Below are 20,832 nucleotides of genomic sequence, written 5' to 3' on the forward strand. Positions count from 1 at the left end.
CTTATGCTCCAGGGAGAGCGCCCTGCGAACCATGCCCGCAAGCCGCATCCCTGCACCCTCCCTCTATCTTATCGTCTATGCTCGAAACCGAGCTTCCGGCCGAGCCGGGAGGCGTAGAATTCCCCGATAATGCCCCGCCGGAAGACGAGGACACAGACCATGAAGATCACGCCGGTGACGATCGTCACCGGAAATTGCGACGTCGCCAGATAGTTCTGCAGCGTGACCACCAGACCAGCGCCGAAGATCGGCCCGATCAGCGTGCCGATACCGCCGAGAAGCGTCATCAGGATCACTTCGCCGGACATCTGCCAGGCGACATCCGTGAGCGTCGCGAACTGGAAGACCAGCGACTTCAACCCGCCCGCAAGGCCCGCTAAGGCCGCCGACATCACGAAGGCCCCGAGCTTGTAGCGGGCGACAGAGTAGCCGAGCGAAATGGCCCGCGGCTCGTTCTCGCGGATCGACCGGAGGATCATGCCGAAGGGCGAGTTGATGAACCGCCAGATGATCACCATGCCGATCAGGAATACGCCCAGCACGAAGTAATACATATTGGTCGAGCTGTTGAGATCGATGAAACCGAACAGATGGCCGCGCGGCACCGACTGGATGCCGTCCTCGCCTTGAGTGAACTCCGCCTGCAGGCAGAAGAAGAAGAACATCTGCGACAGAGCGAGCGTGATCATCGCGAAATAGATGCCCTGCCGGCGGATCGCGAAGAACCCCATGATCAGCCCGAGCAATGCTGCGCCCACGACGCCGGTCAGGATACCGAGTTCCGGCGGAAAGCCCCATTCCTTGACCGCATGGGCGGTGAAATAGGCCGCGCCGCCGAAGAAAGTCGCGTGGCCGAAGGACAGGAGCCCGGTATAACCGAGCAGCAGGTTGAAGGCGCATGCAAATAGCGCGAAGCACAAGAGCTTCATCAGGAAGATTGGATAGAAGAACATCGGCGCGAGGATCAGAGCCGCCAGGCCGATGATCACGAAGATCGTGTAGGTCCTGGAAGCGGTGGCCGAGCGCTCGATATGCGGCTTGGCGGCGGTTTGGGTCATCTCGCTCATCTCACGCATCCCGTCCGAAAAGGCCGGCTGGCCGGAGTAGAAGCACGATTGCCATGATCACGAAGATCACGATATTGGACGCTTCCGGATAGAACACCTTGGTGAGGCCCTCTGCAATACCGAGCATGTAGCCGGTGATGATGGCGCCCATGATCGAGCCCATGCCGCCGACCACGACCACCGCGAAAACGACGATGATGATGTTCGAGCCCATCAGCGGCGAGACCTGGTAGATCGGCGCGGCCAGCACGCCGGCAAAGGCGGCGAGCGCCGCACCGAGCCCGTAGGTCAGCGTCAGGAGCACCGGCACGTTGACGCCGAAAGCCTGCACGAGCACCGGATTTTCGGTCGCGGCGCGAAGATAGGCGCCGAGCTTGGTCTTCTCGATCAGCAGCCATGTGCCGATGCAGGCGACCAGCGACACGACGACCACCCAGCCGCGATAGATCGGCAGGAACATGAAACCGAGATTGGTGCCCCCGGCAAGCTGCGCCGGCACCGAATAGGGTTGGCCGGCCGCGCCGTAGAGGTAGCGGAACGTGCCCTCGATGGTCAGCGCCAAGCCGAACGTGAAGAGCAGGCCGTAGAGCGGATCGAGATCGTAGAGCCGTGACAGCATCGTTCGTTCGATGATGGCTCCGAACAGGCCGACGACGATCGGCCCGAGGATCAGCGCGGCCCAGTAGTTGATGCCGAAATACTCCAGCATCAGCATCGCCGCAAAGGCGCCGAGCATGTACTGCGCGCCATGGGCAAAGTTGATGACGCGCAGAAGGCCGAAGATGACCGCAAGGCCGAGGCTCAGGAGCGCGTAGAAGGACCCGTTGATCAGGCCGATCAGGAGCTGCCCGAGAAAGGCCTGAAGCGGTATGCCGAAGATCATCGTCATAGCGTCACACTCCCAGAACCTTGTGCAACATGTCCATGCGATCAGGCAGCTCGCCGACCGGGAAATTCGCCACCATCCGGCCGTGATCCATCAGATAGAACCGGTCGGCGACGCGGCTCGCGAAGCGGAAATTCTGCTCCACCAGGAGCACCGTCATGCCGCGCTCCTTCAGCGTCTTCAGCACCTCGCCGATCCGCTGCACGATGACCGGCGCCAGGCCTTCGGTCGGCTCGTCGAGGATCAGCAGCTTGACGCCGGTGCGCAGGATGCGGGCGATCGCCAGCATCTGCTGCTCGCCCCCGGAAAGCTTGGTGCCGGGGCTGGAGCGGCGCTCCTCAAGGTTGGGGAAGAGCTCGTAGATCTCTTCGAGCGACATGCCGCCTTCAGCCACGACCGGCGGCAGCATCAGGTTTTCCTCGACGGTCAAAGTCGAAAAGATGCCGCGCTCTTCCGGCACGAAGCCGATGCCGTTATGCGCCGTGCGATGCAGCGGCACGCCGAGCATATCCTTGCCCGCAAAGCGGATTTCGCCTTTCCGCTCGCGGATGATGCCGACGATGGTCCTGAGCGTCGTCGTCTTGCCGACGCCGTTGCGGCCGAGAATGGTGATCGTCTCGCCCTCGCCGACCGTCATGTCGACGCCGTGCAGGACGTGGCTTTCGCCATACCAGGCATTGAGGTTGGAAACTTGCAACAACGGTGCCATCAAGCCTCCTCCGTGCCCATATAGGCGGTGCGCACCCGCGGGTCCTGGCTGACCTCGGCGTAGTCGCCCTCGGCGAGGATCTCCCCGCGCTGGAGCACCGTCACGTGGTGACAGATGTCGGCGACGACGGAGAGATTGTGCTCGACCATCAGCACCGCGCGGGTCTTCGCCACCTCGCGGATGATGTTGGAAACGGTGCCTATATCCTCCTGCCCCATGCCGGCCATCGGTTCGTCGAGCAGCAGCACCTTGGGATCGAGCGCCAGCGTCGTGGCGATCTCCAGCACGCGCTTGCGGCCGTAGGAAAGGTCGGCGGCGAGCGCATTGCGTTCGCGCTTCAGGCCGACCGACTCGATCAATTCGTCGGCCCGCGCATTCAGCCGGTCGAGCGAGGAGACCGGCAGCCAGAACTGCGTCGAGAGACCGTTCGGTCGCTGCAGCGCGATGCGCACGTTGTCGAGCACCGTCAGATGCGGAAAGACCGCCGAAATCTGGAAGGAGCGGACCAGCCCCATGCGGGCGATCCTGTCCGGCGGAGTTTTGGTGATGTCCGTGCCCAGAAGCGTGATCGAACCCGCCGTCGGCTGCAGGAATTTTGTAAGCAGGTTGAAGACGGTCGTCTTGCCGGCGCCGTTCGGGCCGATCAGCGCATGGACGCGCGCGTGATGGACGTCGAGATCGACGTTTTTCACCGCCATGAAGGCGCCGAAGCTTTTCGAGAGGCCGCGGGCGGACAATACCACCCGCGGCTCTTCTTGTTTTGCTGTCGCGGAAACCGCCATTACTTCACCAGTTCGCAGCCGCTCTTGGCGGGATCCATGTAGGCGTCCTTGCCCGGGATGGTGGCGAGTACGGTGAAATAATCCCAGGGTTCCTTGCTTTCGCCCGGCTTCTTGACCTGCAGCAGGTACATGTCGTGGATCATCCGGCCGTTCTTGGCGACCGTGCCGCCGCGGGCGAAGAAATCGTCGACCGGCATTTCGTGCAGTGCCTTGGAGACGGCATCCGCGTCGTCGCTGCCGGCCTTCTGGATTGCCTTCAGATATTGCGTGACGGCCGAGTAGGTACCGCTATGAACCATGTTCGGCATCTTCTTGGTACGGGCGAAGAACTTTTTCGCGAATTCGCGGCTCTTGTCGTCGAGGTTCCAGTAATATCCCTCGGTCAGGGTCAGGCCCTGGGCCGCCTGCAGGCCGAGGCCGTGCACTTCGGCGAGCGTGAAGAGCAGTGCTGCGAGGCGCTGACCGCCGGCGGTGATGCCGAACTCCGCCGCCTGCTTGATGGCGTTCGCCGTGTCGAGGCCGGCATTGGCAAGGCCGACGACCTTGGCACCGGAGGACTGTGCCTGCAGCAGGAAGGACGAGAAATCGGTGGTGGCGAGCGGATGGCGGACCGCGCCGACGATCTTGCCGCCGGAGGATTTCACGAAGTCGCCGGTCTGCTGCTCGAGCGAATAACCGAAGGCATAGTCGGCGGTGAGGAAGAACCAGCTGTCGCCGCCCTGCTTGACGAGCGCGCCGCCGGTACCGACCGCCAGCGCATGCGTATCATAAGCCCAGTGGAAGCCGTAGGGGCTGCAGGCCTTGCCGGTCAGATCGGTGGTCGCCGCGCCCGTGACGATGTCGATCTTCTTCTTTTCCTTGCCGATCGCCTGAACGGCGAGCGCGACGGACGAGGTCGTCAGCTCCATGATCGCATCGACCTGCTGGGTATCGTACCACTGGCGGGCGATGTTGGAGGCGATGTCCGCCTTGTTCTGATGGTCGGCATCGACGATCTCGATCGAAGCCCCAAGAACCTTGCCACCGAAATCCTCGACCGCCATCTTGGCCGCCTCGACCGACGACTTGCCGCCGAACTCGGAATAGACGCCGGACTGGTCGTTCAGGATGCCGATCTTGACCTTGTTGTCGGACGCACTCTGCGCGAATGCCGCGCTGCTTGCGAGAACGACGGCCAGGGACGTTACAAATGACGTCAGAATTGACTTGTGCATAATTTCTCCTCCCAGAGAATAGGCCCAGAAAATTTGAAGGGTCTGTTCAAAATTGGTGAGCCGCTCTCCTCAAAGCGGCTGCTCCGGATTGCATGGTTCAGGAAAACGGCCGTTGACGCAAGCAGGCCGCTGTAATTAATTGCAAACAGCATCTGTGCATTTTTGAACAGACGGGAACGAATTGAGCACCAATCAGAACTTCACCTGGGACGATCTGCAATATTTCCTGGCCGTGGCGCGCAGTGGACAGCTGTCCACCGCGGCACGTCAATTGCGCACCAGCCACGCCACCGTGTCCCGGCGCATCGACCGGCTGGAGTTCGCCCTCAAGGTCAAACTGTTCGAGCGCAATCCACGTGGGTATGTCCTGACCGGCATGGGGCAGCGCTTCATCGAGACGGCGGAGCGCATCGAGACCGAGGCCGACCGGCTGCAGGCGGATGTCGCCTCCGGCACCACGGCGCAGCGTGGCGTCGTTCGCTTAAGCACCCCGGAGGGGTTTGCGAATTTCTTCTTCGCCGACAAGATCCGCAGCTTCTGCGACAGCCATCCGAACATCTCGCTGGAACTGGTGACGATCCAGCAGATCATGTCGCTGTCGCGCAAGGAAGCGGATATCGCCGTCTCGCTCGATCCGCCGAAGGACGGGCCTTATCTGACGGAAAAGCTCACCGACTACAGTCTCAACGTCTACGGCGCGAAATCCTACCTGGCCAAGGCCGGTCCGATCCGCAACCGGCAGGATCTGCTGTCGCACCCCTTCATCGGCTATATCGAGGACATGATCTTCGCGCCCGGGCTCGACTATCTTGGCGACGTCCATCCGGGCATCAAGGCGCGTTTCCAGAGCTCCAGCATCTTTGCGCAGCTGACCGCGACGCTGAACGGTCTCGGTCTTTGCGTGCTGCCGAACTTCATCACCCGCACGCGGCCGGATCTCGAAATCGTGCTGCCGGACGAGGTGGAACTGAGGCGCGGCTACTGGCTGATGTGCCATCGTGACCTGAGCCAGATCCCCCGGGTGCGGATGGTCAGGGACTATATCTTCCAGTCCGTCAAAGCAAATCAGGACGCCTTCCTCAGGAGTTACCAGGCTCCCGAGGAAGGCGCTCGCCGTTACTCCGCTGCCATCGGCAGGTCGTCACGGCTTTCGAAGAGGTCGCCCTGATTGGCGGGCGACCGGTCGTCCTTGTTCTTCTTGGGCTCGCGGCCGAAGAAGAGGGCGTAGGCGGCCGGCAGGACAAGGATGGTCAGCACGGTCGCAACCAGGATGCCGCCCATCATTGCGTAGGCGAGCGGCCCCCAGAACACGCCGCGCGAGATCGGGTACAGCGCCAGCACGGCTGTCAGCGCCGTCAGCATGATCGGCCGGAAACGGCGTACGGCCGCGCCGACGATCGCCTCCATCCGCTCCATGCCGGCCGCGATGTCCTGGTCGATCTGGTCGACCAGGATGATCGAGTTGCGGATGATGATGCCGAGCAAGGCGATGACGCCGAGGATCGCCACGAAGCCGAACGGCGCACCGGTCATGAGCAGCGCCATGGCAGCGCCGATGATACCGAGCGGGCCGGTCGCCAGCACCAGCATCGCCTTGCCGAAATGCTGCAGCTGGATCATCAGCAGCACGAGGATGACCAGGAGCATGATCGGCGCCTTGGCAGCGATCGAGTTCTGGCTTTCGGCCGCATCTTCCGCACCGCCCTGGATCTCGACATGATAGCCGGCAGGCAGGCTGGCGCGCAGGTCGGCCATGCTGCTGTAGAGGTTCATCGATACCTGGGTCGGTTCGACGCCATCCGGGAGCGTTGCCTTGACGGTGATGGTCGGCAGGCGGTCACGGCGCCATTCGATGCCTTGTTCGAGGACCGGCACGACCTTGGCAATCTGCGAGACCGGGACGAAGCCGCCGAAATCCGTCGGTACATAGACCGACTGGACCGCCGAGAGCAGGTTGCGGGTTGCATCCGGCTCGCGGACGACGATCGAGACGGTTTCCTCGCCATCGCGGAAGTCGCTGACCGGAGCGCCGGAGACTGCTGTCTGCAGCATCTGGCGGACACGCTGCGAAGTGACGCCCAACGCCCGGGCGCGATCCTGGTCGATGACCAGTTTCATGGCTGTCACCGGCTCCATCCAGTCGTCATGGATCGCGCCGAACAGCGGCTGCTGCTGGTAACGTTCCTTGACCTGGTCCGCGATGCGGCGCACTTCCGCCGGATCCGGGCCGGTGACGCGCATCTGAACAGGCCAGCCGACCGGCGGGCCGAGGAACAGGCGGTCGACCTTGCCGCGCACGGTCGGGAAGTCCTGCGCAAGGATGGCGCGCAGCTTGACGATCAGACGCTCGCGGGCTTCGACGTCCTTCGACATGATCAGGAGCTGCGCGTAGTTGGGATTGCGGAGCTGCTGGTCGAGCGGCAGGAAGAAGCGCGGCGCGCCCTCGCCGATATAGGTCGCGACGAAGGTCTTGTCCGCGTCGGGCAGGATCTTGTCTTCAAGGGCTTTCGCCTGGCGTTCGACTTCCTCGATCGCCGTGCCTTCCGGCAGCCACATGTCGACCAGGATCTCCGGCCGCGAGGACTGTGGGAAGAAGCTCTGCGGGATGAACTGGAACGACCACAGGCTGCCGACGAAGGCGCCGAGAGTGAGAAGCAGCACGATCGCCTTGTGACGCACGGACCAGCCGACCGCATGCCGGACGCCGCGATACATACGGGTGTCGTAGGCATCGTGATGGGTGCCTGCGTGCGCCCGCTGCTTGAGGATCATGTAGCCGAGCCAGGGAGTGAAATAGACGGCCACGAACCACGACACGACGAGCGCGATGCCCACCACGTAGAACAGCGAGCGCACGTATTCGCCGGCGGTGGAATCGGCGAACCCGACCGGGATGAAGCCGGCGGTGGTGATCAATGTGCCGGTCAGCATCGGAAAGGCGGTGGACGAGTAGGCGAAGGTGGCGGCATCGAGGCGTGCGAGCCCCTCCTCCAGCTTCCGCTCCATCATCTCGACGACGATCATCGCATCGTCGACGAGCAGGCCGAGCGCGATGATCAGCGCGCCGAGCGAGATGCGCTGCAGCTCGATGCCCATGTAGAACATGATCGCGAACGTGGCTGACAGAACCAGCGGAATGGTGATGGCGATGACGATGCCCGAACGCCAGCCGATCGAGATCAGCGAGACGATGAGGACGATGACGAGCGCCTCCAGCAGGGCCTGGGTGAATTCGCCGACCGCTTCGGTGACGACTTCCGGCTGATTGGAGACCTGCTCGACGGAAACGCCGACCGGCAGCGTCTGTTCGAAGCGCTCATAGGTGGCTTCGATCTCGTGCCCGACGTCGGTTACCTTGAAACCCTTCGCCATGACGACGCCAACCTGGACGCTGTCGTGGCCATTGAAACGGAACTTGCGCTGATAGGGGTTTTCGAGGCCGGCGGTGACGGTGGCGATATCGCCGAGCCGGATCACCTGGCTGCCGGCCTTGAGGCGCAGTTCGCGGATGTCTTCCGGGGTGGTGACGCCGCCTTCGACCGCAATCCGCACCGACCGATCGGCGGTCTGAACGCTCCCGGCTGGATCGATATTGTTCTGGCCGGACAGCGCGTCGCGGATGTTGAGAACGGTGAGGCCGCGCTCGGCGAGCGCCTTCGACGATACGTCGATGAAGATCTTCTGCGGCTGGTCGCCGAGAATGACCGCCTTTTCGACGCCGGGCGTGGCGAGCAGCATGTCGCGGGCCTCGATCGCGAACTGCTTCAGCTCAGGATAGCTGTAGCCTTCGCCGCTGATCGAATTAAGGGTGATGTAGGTATCACCGAACTCGTCGTTGAAATACGGACCGAGCAGGCCGGCCGGCAGATCCTGGGTGATGTCCCCGATCTTCTTGCGGACCTGGTAGAAGGCGTCGTTGACCTCGGCGGTATTGGTGTCGCCCTTGATCTGTACCGTTGTGATCGCCACGCCGGCGCGGGTATAGGACTTGACCCAGTCGAGATGCGGGGTTTCCTGCAGCTTTCGCTCGATCTTGTTGACGACCTGGTCCTGCATCTCCTGAATGGAGGCGCCGGGCCAGACGGTCTGCACGACCATGACGCGGAAGGTGAAGTCCGGGTCTTCCTTCTGCCCCATGTTCATGACGCCGAGCGCACCCATGACGATGATGAGGCCGAAGAGAAAACGGGCGATACTCGGATGGGCGATCGCCCAGCGGGACAGGTTGAACCGGCCCTTTTCCGGGGGATTTGCCTGATGAGAGGAGCTCATGGTCTTGGGTCCTTTAAGCCGGGCGATCAGGGCGCGAGCGAAGCGGTGGTAAGGCTGCTGACGCTGCCGAAGCGTGAGGCAATGTTTTCCGGCAGCTTGACCTTCATGTCTTCCTTCATAAACTGCGTGCCGGCCGAGACGACGAGGTCGCCCTTGGCAACGCCGTCGGCGACACGAACGCCGTCGTCGGAGAAATCGGCGACCTTGACGGTGCGTGAGTTGACGGTGCCCTTGCCCCGGTCGACGATCCAGACGACGGACTGGCCGTCCTTCTTGGAAAGCGCGGCAAGCGGAACGGCATAGGTCGCGACGGCATTGTCTTCGTCCGCCTCGATCGTCGCGGTCATGCCGAGCAGGACCCGCGTATCCTCAGGCAGGCTGACGCGAACCGCGAAAGTGCGCGATTGCGCATCGGCGCTGCCGGCCACTTCGCGGACCTTGCCGTCGAGCACGAGATCGGTGGCCGACCAGAAACGGGCCTTCACCGTCTTGCCCGGCTTGAACTGAGCGACGTCCATTTCCGGAACGGCGATCTGCACTTCCTTGCTGCCCTCAACGGCGACGGAGAGAACCGGCGTGCCGGACGCGACCACCTGACCGATATCGGCGCTAACCGCGGTGACGATGCCGTTCTGGTCCGACTTCAATTCCGTATAGGCGACCTGGTTGCGAGCCTGGTCGAGCGCCGACTGGGCCGATTCCCTTTGCGAAATGGCCTGGTCGTTGGCGAGTTGCGCCTGTTCGAACTGCGATTGAGAGGAAATGCTCTTCTCGGCAAGCGTCTCGGCCCGGCGACGGGCGAGGCCGGAGATTTCCACCTGCTTCTGGGCGGAGGCGAGATCGGCCTCGGCGCGACGCACCGCGAGCTGGTAATCGACGGCGTCAAGCTTTGCGAGCACATCGCCGGGGCGAACGCGCTGGCCGACATCGACGAGCCGCTCTGTGATCTTGCCGGCGACGCGGAAGCCGAGGTTCATTTCGGTGCGCGCCTTGACTGAGCCGGAATATTGAAGCCTGCGGCCGTGATCGGCAGCGGCAACCTCGGTCACCTTGACCGGGCGGACGACTTCCGGTGCTTCGGCTTTTTTCTCTTCCGAGCAGGCCGTCAGCGCGCCGAACGCGGTCGCGACTAAAAGGCCCTTGATGAGAAACGAGACATTATGTCTGGTCTTTACGAAAAACATGGTTCCGCACTCCTGGTGGCGGGTTTTCGATCAAGACGCCCCTGTAAACAATGGGAGTGGGCGTCAGTGTTTACTTGAGGGCCCTGAGGGCGAAGTCGACGAGATCGGCCGGCATCATGCGCCGGTCCTCGATCAAGCATTCCGCGACGATCTGCGGATGGCAGAGCGTGACGACAGCGGCACACATGCACTCCGATGCAAGAATGGCATCCTGCTCACGAAATTCGCCGACGGCGATACCCTCGCGGATGACATCGGCGACGATCGCTTGCAACTGCTTGATATGATCCTCAACGACGGACCACTGTTCCTCGATGGCAATGACCACCATCTCGTGGACCTTGTTTTCATGTAGAAAGGTTTCCACCGTGATCTGATGCTGCTGTAGGAAATGGTCGCGCAGACGCTCCGCCGCACTGACCGGACGGGCCGCATTGGCGCGCGCCACAGCACGGCTGGCTTCCAACATCCGATGTGCCAGCGCCTTGTGGATGTCCGCCTTCGACGAGAAGAAACGGTAGATGTTGGCTGGCGACATGCCGAGATCGCGGGCGATGTCGGCAACGTTGGTCTTGGTATAGCCGTAGTGCTTGAACAGCCGCTCCGCCGCATCGAGGATGCGGGTGATATTGTCCTGCCGCGACGTGTCCAGCGTATTTTCGTTGGTATCCATACCGCTGAAGTCTTTCGTTTTACGTATGACGATTTTCATCTTTCGTCAGTCGTAAAGGAAAACCTGTCATCCGTCAACCCTTGTCGGCTCGCCGCCGCTTGGGGCGTAAAATAAAAAGTTTGGGAAACAGGGAACCAAAAATGGGACTTGGACATTATGTCGCGTTAGACCACGGGCTTCGTGGGCCGGGGAAGAGTAATGATCCTGTTGCACAGTCACAACTATTCGTTGTTACAGCGCATTAGACGACAAACTTCGTGGGCCGGGGACAATTGATGAGTGTGCCGCAAAGTTACGACGTTACGTTGCTTGAAGAGGAACGTTATCGTCTTCTCGTAGACGCCATCACCGACTATGCGATCTACATGATTGACCCTGAGGGTAAGATCGTCAGCTGGAATCCCGGCGCCCAGCGCTTCAAGGGATACGAGGCCTGGGAAATCCTCGGCGAACACTTTTCCCGCTTCTATACCCCGGAAGACCGGTTGGCGCGGGCGCCCGAGCACGCTCTGCGGACCGCTGCGACAGAAGGCCGCTTCGAAAAGGAAGGCTGGCGGGTCCGCAAGGACGGCGGCCGCTTCTGGGCTCATGTCATCATCGACCCGATCTGGGGCCGCTCCGGCGAGCTTCTCGGCTTCGCCAAGGTGACCCGCGACCTGACCGAACGGAAAAAAGCCGAAACGGAGCTCCGATTGAGCGAGGAGAAATTCCGGCTCCTCGTCCAAGGGGTCACCGACTATGCTCTCTACATGCTCGACCCGGACGGCTGTGTCAGCAACTGGAACGCGGGTGCCGCGCGCATCAAGGGCTATACGGCGGACGAAATCGTCGGCCAGCATTTTTCAAAGTTCTACACGCCGGAGGACCGCGAGCGCGGCGAACCCAACCGTAGCCTGGAGACCGCACGGCGCGAGGGCCGATTCGAGAAGGAAGCCTGGCGGCAGCGCAAGGATGGCACACGTTTCTGGGCGCATGTGATCATCGATGCGATCCGCAACGAGGAAGGCACGCTTCTCGGCTTCGCCAAGATCACGCGCGACATCACTGAAAAAGTCGAGGCGCAGAAGGCTCTCACCCAGGCGCGCGAGGAACTTTTCCAATCCCAGAAGATGGAGGCGATCGGCCAGCTCACCGGTGGTGTCGCCCACGACTTCAACAATCTGCTCATGGCCGTGCTGGGCAGCCTGGAAATCCTGAAGAAACGCCTGCCCGACGATCCGGCGCTGACGCCTCTGCTGGACAATGCCATTCAGGGTGCCGAACGGGGTGCCGCGCTGACCCAGCGCATGCTGGCGTTCTCCCGGCGACAGGAATTGAACATGCAGGCCATCGACGTGCCGGCACTCGTAGGCGGCATGATGGATTTCGTTCAGCGCTCGCTCAGCGCCTCCGCCTCCGTGGAAACCCGGTTTGCCGAAAACCTGCCGTACGTCGCGAGCGACCCGGTTCAGCTCGAGACCGCGCTTCTGAACCTCGTCGTCAACGCCCGAGACGCGATGGCCGGCGGCGGCACGATCGTCATCAATGCCGAGGAGTATTCGGCCGACGAGAAGACCGATAGGCTGAAGCCCGGCCGATATGTTCGGCTCTCGGTCGCCGACAGCGGCGAAGGCATGGACGAGGAGACCCTGATCCGCGCGACGACGCCTTTCTTTACGACCAAGGGTGTCGGCAAGGGGACGGGGCTCGGACTTTCCATGGTGCAGGGCCTGACCGAGCAGTCGGGCGGCAAACTCGATATCGAAAGCCAAAAGGGCAAGGGCACCACTGTTTCGCTCTATCTGCCTGCGGCAGATGCAAACGATTGTCCGCAGTCTTCGGAGAAGAAAATGCCTTCACCAGTTGCAACTCCCCGAGGACGCCTGACCATTCTTGCCGTCGATGACGACGCGCTTGTCCTGATGAACACCACGCTGATGCTGGAGGATCTCGGCCACACCGTGATCGAGGCCTATAGCGGGACCGATGCCCTGAAGGAACTGAGAAGCGGCGCCCATGACATCGATCTCGTGATCACCGATCATTCGATGCCGCGCATGACCGGCTCGGAACTGGCCGCCGTCATCCGCGAAGAAAGACCAGGCCTTCCCGTGGTGCTGGCAACCGGCTACGCCGAACTGCCCACCGGCGGCGACAACCGCCTGCCGCGACTGCCGAAACCCTTCTCGCAGAACCAGCTTGAGGAGATCATCGCCACGGTTCTCGCCGGCGGGCGCTGAACCAATCGCCCTCTCCATGCGTTGTCGTGCCGTGCCAGAACGGAGTACGACAATGGTCTTCAAGCATCAGCATTTTCACGAGACGTCCCCTGAGGTCGAGGCGGAATTTCCGCCAAGCGCAACGCTCGAAGGGGCGGTCTCCGATGCGCTGGCGTCTGCCGGCGGTATCGATGCAAGCGACGTCGCCGTCATCGCCAGTGGATCCGAGATCACGTTGAGCGGGACAGTCCAATTGGAAAGCGAGATTGCTCGAGCCGAGGAGGTTGCACTCGGCGTCGCCGGAGTGGCCACCGTGCGCAACGGACTCCGTTTTACCCGCCCGCGGTGACCTCCCGACACCGATGATGAACGAAAAAGGCCCCGGGCGTCGGACGCTCGGGGCCTTTTTGTTCGGGCCTGCCTTATCGCGGCAGCGCGTAGGCGATTACGTAGTCACCGGGCTTGGTGCCGACCGAACCGTGTCCGCCGGCCACCATCACCACGAACTGGCGGCCGTCGTCGACCGCATAGGTCATCGGCGTCGCCTGGCCTCCGGCCGGCAGCCGCGCCTTCCAGAGTTCGCGACCGTTGGTGAGGTTGTAGGCACGCAGGTAGTTGTCGACCGCAGCGCCGAGGAACGCCACGCCGCCCTTGGTGATCATCGGCCCGCCGATGCCGGGAACACCGAGCTTGAAGGGCAGCGGCAGCGGCGTCATGTCATAGACCGTGCCATTGCGGTGTTTGTAGGCGATCTGGCCGGTCCTGAGGTCGACGCCCGAGACGTAGCCCCACGGCGGCGCCTGGCAGGGAATCTGCAGCGGTCCGAGGAACGGCCCCATGAAGACGCCATATGGCGCGCCCTCGTTGCGATTGAGGCCCTGCTCGCTGGCTTTTTCGTCCTGGCCTTTGGGCGGAATATCCGCGCGCGGCACCAGCCTCGAGGTGAAGGCGAGATAGGTCGGCATGCCGAACATCACCTGCCGTTCCGGATCGACCGCGACGCTGCCCCAGTTGAACGTGCCAAAATTGCCGGGATAGACGATCGTCCCCTTGAGCGACGGCGGGGTGTATCGGCCGAGATAGTTGTACTGGTGGTACCAGATGCGGCAAACCATCTGGTCGAACATTGTGATGCCCCACATGTCCCGTTCCTCGAGCGGCCTTGGCTTGAACGACAAGGCCGAGGTCGGCTGCGTCGGCGCGGTACGATCTTCCGGGATGGCACCTCCGGGTGCCCGTTCCTCGGTGACCGGGATGATCGGTTCGCCGGTGCGCCGGTCGAGCACGTAGATGTCGCCCTGTTTGGTCGGACCGACCAGCGCCGGCACCACCGTATTGTCCTTCCTGGTGATGTTGAGGAGAACCGGCTGGGCGGGGACGTCCATGTCCCATAGATCGTGATGCACCGTCTGGCGCACCCATCGATCGGCGCCGGTATTAAGATTGAGCGCGACGATCGAGGAGGAATATTTCTCGACATTCTCGCTGCGGCCCATACCGAGCTGGTCGGGCACCTGGTTGCCGAGCGGGATATAGACGAGGCCCAGTTCCTCGTCGACGCTGAACACCGACCAGCTGTTCGGAGAGTTCGTCGTATAGGTCTGGCCGGGCTGCAGCGGCTGCGTCTGAGATGGGTTCCCCGAATCCCAGTTCCAGATCAGCTGCCCGGTGTTGACGTCGAAGGCGCGGATGACGCCGGACTGCGACTGGGTGGAATAGTTGTCGTTGACCGCCCCGCCGATGATGATCTTGTTGCCGGCGATCGCCGGTGGCGAAGTCGAGTAGTAGTAACCGGCCGGATTGTACCGCATGCCGCTGGTGAGCTGCAGCGTTCCGTTGTCGGCAAAGGAGGTGCAGACCTGACCGTTCGCGGCATCGAGCGCGATAAGCCGCGCGTCCGAGGTCGGCAGATAAACCCGTTCCGCACACGGACTGCCGGCTGCGGCAGCCGCGTCCTTGTAATAGCTGACGCCGCGGCAGGTCTGGTGCTGCCGGTCGGGGTTCATGCCGGAATTCGGGTCGTATTTCCATTTCTCCTTGCCGGTCGTGGCGTCGAGCGCGATTGCAAGATTGTGCGGCGTGCAGAGATAGAGCGAATTCCCGACCTTGAGCGGCGTCACCTGATAGGTCGTCTCGCCAACATCGTCAGGCCGCTTCACGTCGCCGGTCTGGTAGCGCCACACTTCCGTGAGGTGAGCGACATTGTCGACCTTGATCTGGTCGAGCGGCGAGTAACGCTGCCCAAAAGGCGTGCGTCCATACTGGTGCCATTCGCCGGGCGGCACGTTGCCACCCATCGGCGGAGCCGCGGCGACGGACTGTTCCGGAAGCTCGCCGCTCTGGTCGTGCGGATCAAGAAACATCGAGACGACAGCGACAACGATCGCGATCATCAGCGAAATGCCGAGCGGCAGGGCGCTTGCGCCGTAGCGCATGCCCGTCGGGCTCGCGAAGCCGAGCGGGGTGCGGACCCAAGGGGTCAAGAGCCAGAGGCCGAGAAGGATGATCAACCCGCCGCGCGGGCCGAGTTGCCACCAGTCGAGGCCGACTTCCCAAACCGCCCAGGCAAGCGAGGCCAGTACCAGCACGGCATAGACCCTGAGCGCCATGGCATTTCTGAGGAAAAGCAGGATGGCGGTCAGCACGAAGCCGAGACCGCAGATGATGTAGTAGGCGCTGCCGCCGAGCATCACCAGCTGCCCGCCGCCGATGGCCAGCGCCACCCCGATCAACGTGAAAAGGATCGCGGTAATCCTGATAGCCATATTCAAAACCCTGTCCAAAGGCGAAACTGCCGGGCGCGAAAAACGTCGCGACACCATCCGAGCCTTCAACCCAACCTCTGTGCAAAAGTTCCAACTTGTGCTGCCGTCATGCAGATTTAAAGGAACAGTCACACCGGCAAGCCGGTTGTGCCTTCGCTTAAGGGAGTCCGAAACTGAAATGACCTACGAACTTTATTATTGGGACGGCCTTCAGGGCCGCGGCGAATTTGTGCGGCTGGCGCTGGAAGAGGCCGGAGCTGACTATGTGGATGTTGCCCGTACCGATCGCGGCACAGGAAAGATGATGGACCATATCCACGGCAAACACGGCTACGACATGCCCTTCGCACCACCCTTCCTTAAAGATGGCGACCTGATCGTCTCGCATGTCGCCAACATCCTCAACTATCTCGGGCCGAAGCTGAATCTGGTGCCGGAGGACGAAAAATCCCGGCTCTTCGCCCACGGGCTGCAGCTGACGATCACCGATTTCATTACGGAAGTGCACGACACGCACCACCCGATCAGCACCGCCGATTATTACGAGGATCAGCGGCAGGAGGCCAAGGCTCGTTCCAGGGCCTTTCTGAAGCACCGTGTGCCGAAATTTATCGGCTATTTCGATCGCATCATCACCGCAAATCCCGCAAAGAACGGCCATGCGGTGGGCGAAGCCCTGAGTTATGTCGACCTGTCGCTCTTCCAGCTCGCCGAGGGCCTCAACTACGCCTTCCCGCGCGCCATGAAAAACTTCGACGGCGATTATCCAAACGTCGCCAAGCTGCGCGACGCGGTCGCCGGACGTCCGAATATCGAAGCCTATCTGAAGTCGAAGCGCCGGCTCGCCTTCAACGAGTCGGGCATATTCCGGCATTACCCTGACCTCGACCAGGATCCGCTCTGATCGGCTAGATAAACGCGAAAATCGGGGCGATCGTCACCAGGACGATCGCCACCGCGATCAATGTGAACTTCATGACGACCTCCAAAGAAAAGCTGTCGCGATGCGGCAGCTCAGTTGGTTTCTTCTCCCAGTTCCTGCAGAATTTGATGCCGCGCTCGGTTTAGGCGGCTCTTCACCGTGCCCACCGCGCAATCGCAAATCTCCGCCGCCGCCTCGTAACTTTCTCCGAGGATCGCGACCAGCGTCAGCACTTCACGATAATGCGGCGGCAGTTTCTGAAGCGCCCGCTGAACTTCCCGCGCCCGAGCAGCAACCTCCTGGCTCGCCGCTACCGGCGTATCCCCGGAGATGTTCTCCTCGATCCCCGGCGCCTCGCGGCCAAGCACCTTGATGCGCGTATAAAAGGTGTTGCGCATAATGGTGAAGAGCCAGCTCTTCAGCTTGGTGCCCGGCTCGAACTTGTCGAGATTGGCGAGCGCCTTCATCAGCGTCTCCTGCACCAAGTCGTCTGCATCGCTGGGATTGCGGCAGAAAGTACGGGCAAATGCGCGGAGAGCCGGAATAAGCCTTACTATGTCTGCACGTGCAGGATCACCATTCAACTGTGATTCAGACACCGTTGCCTACCTCTCCGAAGTCTTCATGGCTGCTGGAATGACGGGGGCAAACGCATGCCTTGCGTATTTGGTTCCGCTGAGATGAATGCCCTGTTCATCTTCGTGAGAAGACCACTTCTTTCCCCACGCGGAACAAAGCGCCCGGCACGCCTGTTGATAGGACTTTCATGGAGTTCTGCCGGGAGTTCTCATATGGCACCGCGTGCAAACTGGAAAGGGTACCTGAAGGTTGGAGAGCTGAGTTGCCCGGTGGCCCTCTATACGGCCGCCTCGACATCCGACCGCGTCAGCTTTCACATCATCAACCGGGAGACGGGCAACCGCGTCCATCGCCAGATGGTCGATGCCGACACCGGCAGGCAGGTCGAAAGCGAGGACATCGTCAAGGGTTACGAGGTTTCGAGCGGCCAATACGTCTTCCTGGAGCCTGACGAAGTGAAGGCAGCGGTGCCGGAGAGCGACAAGACGCTGGAACTCGAGACCTTCATCCCCTGCAACGGCATCGACACCATCTTTATAGACCGTCCCTATTATCTGGCGCCGGCCGACAAGCCTGCAGCAGAAGTGTTCGAGCTGATCCGCAAGGGGCTGAGGGAGAAGAATGTCGCAGCACTTGCCCGCACGGTGCTCTTCCGGCGGCTCCGGACGGTGCTTATCCGCCCGAGCGAAAAGGGCATGATCGCCAGCACGCTCAACTACGACTACGAGGTCCGGCCGGCCAAGGAAATCTTCTCCGACATCAAGACCTTCAAGATCGACGGCGAGATGCTCGACCTCGCAGAGCACATCATCGAAACCAAACGCGGCGAGTTCGATCCGGCCGAGTTCGACGACCGCTACGAGGCGGCGCTCGCGGAGCTGATCAAGGCCAAGATCGAGGGCCGCAAGCTCAAGAAGAAGACGAAGCCGGAACCGAAGAAGGTTTCCAGCCTGCTCGATGCGCTGCGCCAGAGCGCCGGCGACAAGAAGACTGCATCGAAGAACCCCGCCAAGAAAACCGTATCTCGTAAGACTGCCGCCCCGCAGAGAAAGGCGAGCTGATCATGGCGCTCGAAACCTATAACCAGAAGCGGGACTTCGAGGCCTCTCCGGAGCCCCGCGGTCGCAAGGCCAAGGCGACCGGCAACAGTTTCGTCATCCAGAAACACGACGCCACCCGCCTGCATTACGATTTCCGGCTGGAAATGGATGGCGTCCTGAAAAGCTGGGCCGTCACCCGCGGCCCGAGCTTCGTGCCTGGCGAAAAGCGGCTTGCGGTGCATGTGGAAGACCACCCGCTCGACTATGGCGGTTTCGAAGGCATGATCCCGAAAGGCAATTACGGCGCCGGCGCCGTGCTGCTCTGGGATCGGGGCACCTGGGAACCCATCGGCGATCCTCACAAGGGCTATAAGAAAGGCCATATGGAATTCGAGCTGAAGGGCGAGAAGCTGGAAGGCCGCTGGCACCTGATCCGCATGGCCCAGAGGCAAGGCGAAAAACACGAGAACTGGCTGCTGGTGAAGGGCGAGGACGAATTCGCCCGCGCCGAGGGCGACAAGGACATTCTCGACGAAATGCCGCTTTCGGTGAAGTCGGGCAAGACGCTGGACGAAATCTGGGGCCGCAAGGCACCGCCGGCAAAGAATACGGCCAAACCGAAAGCGAAGGCGAAATCCGATCCAGAACCGGAAAAGTCCGACATCGCAGCTTCGAATATCAGGGGAGCCCGGAAAGCCGAGCTCCCGGATTTCGTCGAGCCGCAGCTTGCGACGCTGGTGAAGAGCGCGCCGTCGGGCAAACGCTGGGTCCACGAGATCAAGCTCGACGGCTATCGCCTGCAGGCCCGTGTCGAAAATGGCAAGGTGAAGCTGTTGACGCGCACCGGGCTGGATTGGACGCACAAGTTCGGAGACGAAATCATCACGGAATTCGGAAAACTCGCCGCTTCCAGGGCGATCGTCGATGGCGAGGCAGCGGTCGAAGCGGGTTCCGGCGCCACCGATTTTTCCCTGCTGCAACAGGACCTCAGCGAAGGCCGGGACGACCGGTTCACCTTCTACGCCTTCGACCTGCTGCATCTCGACGGTTACGACCTGACGGGCGCCACGCTGTTGAAGCGCAAGGAGGCGCTCGAAACGCTGCTGATAGGCAGCGGCCCGGCGCTGCGCTACAGCGAGCATTTCGGCGACGAAGGCGGGCTGGTGCTGAAACATGCGTGCCGGCTGAGCCTCGAAGGCATCATCTCCAAGATCGCGGAAGCGCCCTATCGCCCCGGCCGCGGCCGCGACTGGGTGAAGTCGAAATGTTCGGCCCGTCAGGAATTCGTGGTCGCGGGTTTTGCCCCCTCCTCCGTTTCCAGGACGGCGATCGGATCGCTGGTCATGGGATATTACGACAGGGGAAAGCTGCGGCATGCCGGCCGGGTCGGCACCGGCTATTCCAACGCCGTGGCGCAATCGCTCTTCAAGAGCCTCACCGAGATCCAGGCCGACGAAAGCCCGTTTGACGAAAAGCTTGCCGGGGTGGAAAAGAAGGATGTCGTTTTCGTGCGGCCCGAGCTGGTGGCGGAAGTGGAGTTCCGCGGCTGGACGGCGGATGCGCATATCCGCCATGCGGCCTTCCGGGGCTTGCGGGAAGACAAGGACCCGAGGGATATCGTCCGGGAGGGCGGGCCAGTGAATTCAGTGGAAGAACCGAAGCCGCCGAAGCGGACGGTCAATCTCACCCATCCGGACCGGGTCTACTGGCCGGATGCCGGCGTGACCAAGGCCGGGCTTGCCGACTATTACACCGAAGTCTGGCGGCTGATGGCGCCCTTCGTCGTCAATCGCCCGCTGGCGCTGGTACGTGGACCCGACGGCATCGGCAAACAGCTTTTCTTCCAGAAACACGGCTGGAAGGGCATGACCGAGAATGCCGTACTGGTGAAGGACCCGGCCGATCCGGCGGAAGAGGACATCACCATCCGCAACCTCGACGGGCTGCTCGGCCTTGTTCAGGGCGCGACACTGGAAATCCACCCCTGGGGTTCCAACCTCGACGACTGGGAAAAGCCGGACATGGTCAATATCGACCTCGACCCCGGCGAAGGCGTATCCTGGACCGACATCATTGCCGCGGCGCATGACGTGAAGCGTCGTTTCGAGGACATGGGGCTGGTGGCCTTCGTCAAGACTTCGGGCGGCAAGGGCCTGCATGTCGTCGCACCCGTCAAACCCAAGGCGGAATGGCCGGAGGTGAAAGCGGCAATGAAGGCGCTGGCCGACGGCATGGCCGGCGACGATCCAGACAGATATGTCTCGACGATCACCAAGTCGAAGCGAAGCGGCAAGATCCTCATCGACTACCTGCGCAACGGGCGCGGCAATACCGCCGTGGCGCCCTACTCCACCCGTGCCCGGCCTAGCGCACCAGTCTCCATGCCGGTCGAATGGGACGAACTCGGCGGAGCGATCGGCCCCAACTATTTCACGGTTACCAATGCGCCTGCGCGCATCGCCCAGCAGACGAACGATCCGTGGGGAGATTTTCGCAAGGCGGAAGCGGTGATTGAGTTCAACGGGAAGAAGAAGCGGTAGA

Annotated in this window: 16 protein-coding genes; 6 read left to right on the plus strand and 10 right to left on the minus strand. The window is 62.0% G+C overall.

Annotated features, from left to right (window positions below; genetic code table 11):
* Window positions 1-68: 68 nt before the first annotated feature.
* Genes LZK81_RS17480 through LZK81_RS17500 form a run of 5 tightly spaced genes read right to left on the minus strand, consistent with a single transcriptional unit; the run spans window position 69 to window position 4,658 of the window.
* Window positions 69-1,067, minus strand: coding sequence for a branched-chain amino acid ABC transporter permease (locus LZK81_RS17480; protein ID WP_233954063.1), 999 nt, complete (start codon window positions 1,065-1,067; stop codon window positions 69-71).
* A 1-nt stretch (window position 1,068) separates the two neighbouring features.
* Window positions 1,069-1,956, minus strand: coding sequence for a branched-chain amino acid ABC transporter permease (locus LZK81_RS17485; protein WP_046634394.1), 888 nt, complete (start codon window positions 1,954-1,956; stop codon window positions 1,069-1,071).
* A gap of 4 nt (window positions 1,957-1,960) precedes the next feature.
* Window positions 1,961-2,662 (minus strand): ABC transporter ATP-binding protein, encoded by a 702-nt coding sequence (locus tag LZK81_RS17490; RefSeq protein ID WP_046604406.1) that lies wholly within the window; start codon window positions 2,660-2,662, stop codon window positions 1,961-1,963.
* Window positions 2,662-3,444: an ABC transporter ATP-binding protein gene (locus tag LZK81_RS17495; RefSeq protein ID WP_233954064.1), complete on the minus strand. Its 783-nt coding sequence runs from the start codon at window positions 3,442-3,444 to the stop codon at window positions 2,662-2,664. Before LZK81_RS17495 ends, LZK81_RS17490 begins: the two co-directional genes overlap by 1 nt.
* On the minus strand, window positions 3,444-4,658 hold the full coding sequence (locus LZK81_RS17500) for an ABC transporter substrate-binding protein (protein ID WP_233954065.1): 1,215 nt from the start codon (window positions 4,656-4,658) through the stop codon (window positions 3,444-3,446). The genes LZK81_RS17495 and LZK81_RS17500 overlap by 1 nt, the downstream gene beginning before the upstream one ends.
* A 181-nt stretch (window positions 4,659-4,839) precedes the next feature.
* On the opposite strand from LZK81_RS17500, the gene LZK81_RS17505 reads away from it, so the two are divergent.
* Window positions 4,840-5,826 carry a LysR family transcriptional regulator gene (locus tag LZK81_RS17505; protein ID WP_046604403.1) on the plus strand — a complete coding sequence of 329 codons (987 nt, stop codon included), beginning with the start codon at window positions 4,840-4,842 and terminating at the stop codon, window positions 5,824-5,826.
* Here LZK81_RS17505 and LZK81_RS17510 read toward each other — a convergent pair.
* The 3 genes from LZK81_RS17510 to LZK81_RS17520 all read right to left on the minus strand — a co-directional run bounded on the left by LZK81_RS17510 (window position 5,775) and on the right by LZK81_RS17520 (window position 10,787).
* Window positions 5,775-8,930, minus strand: a complete 3,156-nt coding sequence (locus tag LZK81_RS17510; protein ID WP_046604402.1) for an efflux RND transporter permease subunit — start codon at window positions 8,928-8,930, stop codon at window positions 5,775-5,777. The two genes, LZK81_RS17505 and LZK81_RS17510, sit on opposite strands and share 52 nt — an antisense overlap.
* A 26-nt stretch (window positions 8,931-8,956) precedes the next feature.
* Entirely contained in the window at window positions 8,957-10,114 is a 1,158-nt protein-coding gene (locus tag LZK81_RS17515) for an efflux RND transporter periplasmic adaptor subunit (RefSeq protein WP_233954066.1), read from the minus strand.
* 70 nt (window positions 10,115-10,184) lie between these two features.
* On the minus strand, window positions 10,185-10,787 hold the full coding sequence (locus LZK81_RS17520) for a TetR family transcriptional regulator (protein ID WP_046604400.1): 603 nt from the start codon (window positions 10,785-10,787) through the stop codon (window positions 10,185-10,187).
* A 275-nt stretch (window positions 10,788-11,062) separates the two neighbouring features.
* Here LZK81_RS17520 and LZK81_RS17525 point away from each other — a divergent pair, with 275 nt between their 5' ends.
* Both LZK81_RS17525 and LZK81_RS17530 read left to right on the plus strand, forming a co-directional pair.
* Window positions 11,063-13,006 carry a hybrid sensor histidine kinase/response regulator gene (locus LZK81_RS17525; protein ID WP_046604399.1) on the plus strand — a complete coding sequence of 648 codons (1,944 nt, stop codon included), beginning with the start codon at window positions 11,063-11,065 and terminating at the stop codon, window positions 13,004-13,006.
* Window positions 13,007-13,058: 52 nt separating this feature from the next.
* Window positions 13,059-13,334, plus strand: coding sequence for a BON domain-containing protein (locus LZK81_RS17530; protein WP_233954067.1), 276 nt, complete (start codon window positions 13,059-13,061; stop codon window positions 13,332-13,334).
* Window positions 13,335-13,407: 73 nt separating this feature from the next.
* Here LZK81_RS17530 and LZK81_RS17535 read toward each other — a convergent pair whose 3' ends face one another.
* The gene (locus LZK81_RS17535; RefSeq protein WP_233954068.1) at window positions 13,408-15,750 is read right to left on the minus strand and encodes a glucose/quinate/shikimate family membrane-bound PQQ-dependent dehydrogenase; all 2,343 of its coding nucleotides are present in this window, start codon (window positions 15,748-15,750) and stop codon (window positions 13,408-13,410) included.
* Window positions 15,751-15,928: 178 nt separating this feature from the next.
* Here LZK81_RS17535 and LZK81_RS17540 point away from each other — a divergent pair, with 178 nt between their 5' ends.
* Window positions 15,929-16,654: a glutathione S-transferase gene (locus LZK81_RS17540; protein WP_233954069.1), complete on the plus strand. Its 726-nt coding sequence runs from the start codon at window positions 15,929-15,931 to the stop codon at window positions 16,652-16,654.
* Between the two features lie 110 nt (window positions 16,655-16,764).
* Here the strand turns inward: LZK81_RS17540 and LZK81_RS17545 are convergent, their stop codons facing one another.
* The gene (locus tag LZK81_RS17545) at window positions 16,765-17,256 is read right to left on the minus strand and encodes a sigma-70 family RNA polymerase sigma factor (RefSeq protein WP_233956602.1); all 492 of its coding nucleotides are present in this window, start codon (window positions 17,254-17,256) and stop codon (window positions 16,765-16,767) included.
* A gap of 207 nt (window positions 17,257-17,463) precedes the next feature.
* Between LZK81_RS17545 and LZK81_RS17550 the strand changes: the two genes are divergently transcribed.
* Window positions 17,464-18,312, plus strand: coding sequence for a Ku protein (locus tag LZK81_RS17550; RefSeq protein WP_233954070.1), 849 nt, complete (start codon window positions 17,464-17,466; stop codon window positions 18,310-18,312).
* A gap of 2 nt (window positions 18,313-18,314) precedes the next feature.
* A complete protein-coding gene (ligD, locus tag LZK81_RS17555; protein WP_233954071.1) occupies window positions 18,315-20,831 on the plus strand; it encodes a DNA ligase D in 2,517 nt (838 codons plus the stop codon).
* The last annotated feature ends 1 nt before the right edge of the window (window position 20,832 follow it).

The sequence above is a fragment of the Neorhizobium galegae genome (assembly GCF_021391675.1).
GTDB lineage: Bacteria > Pseudomonadota > Alphaproteobacteria > Rhizobiales > Rhizobiaceae > Neorhizobium > Neorhizobium galegae_B.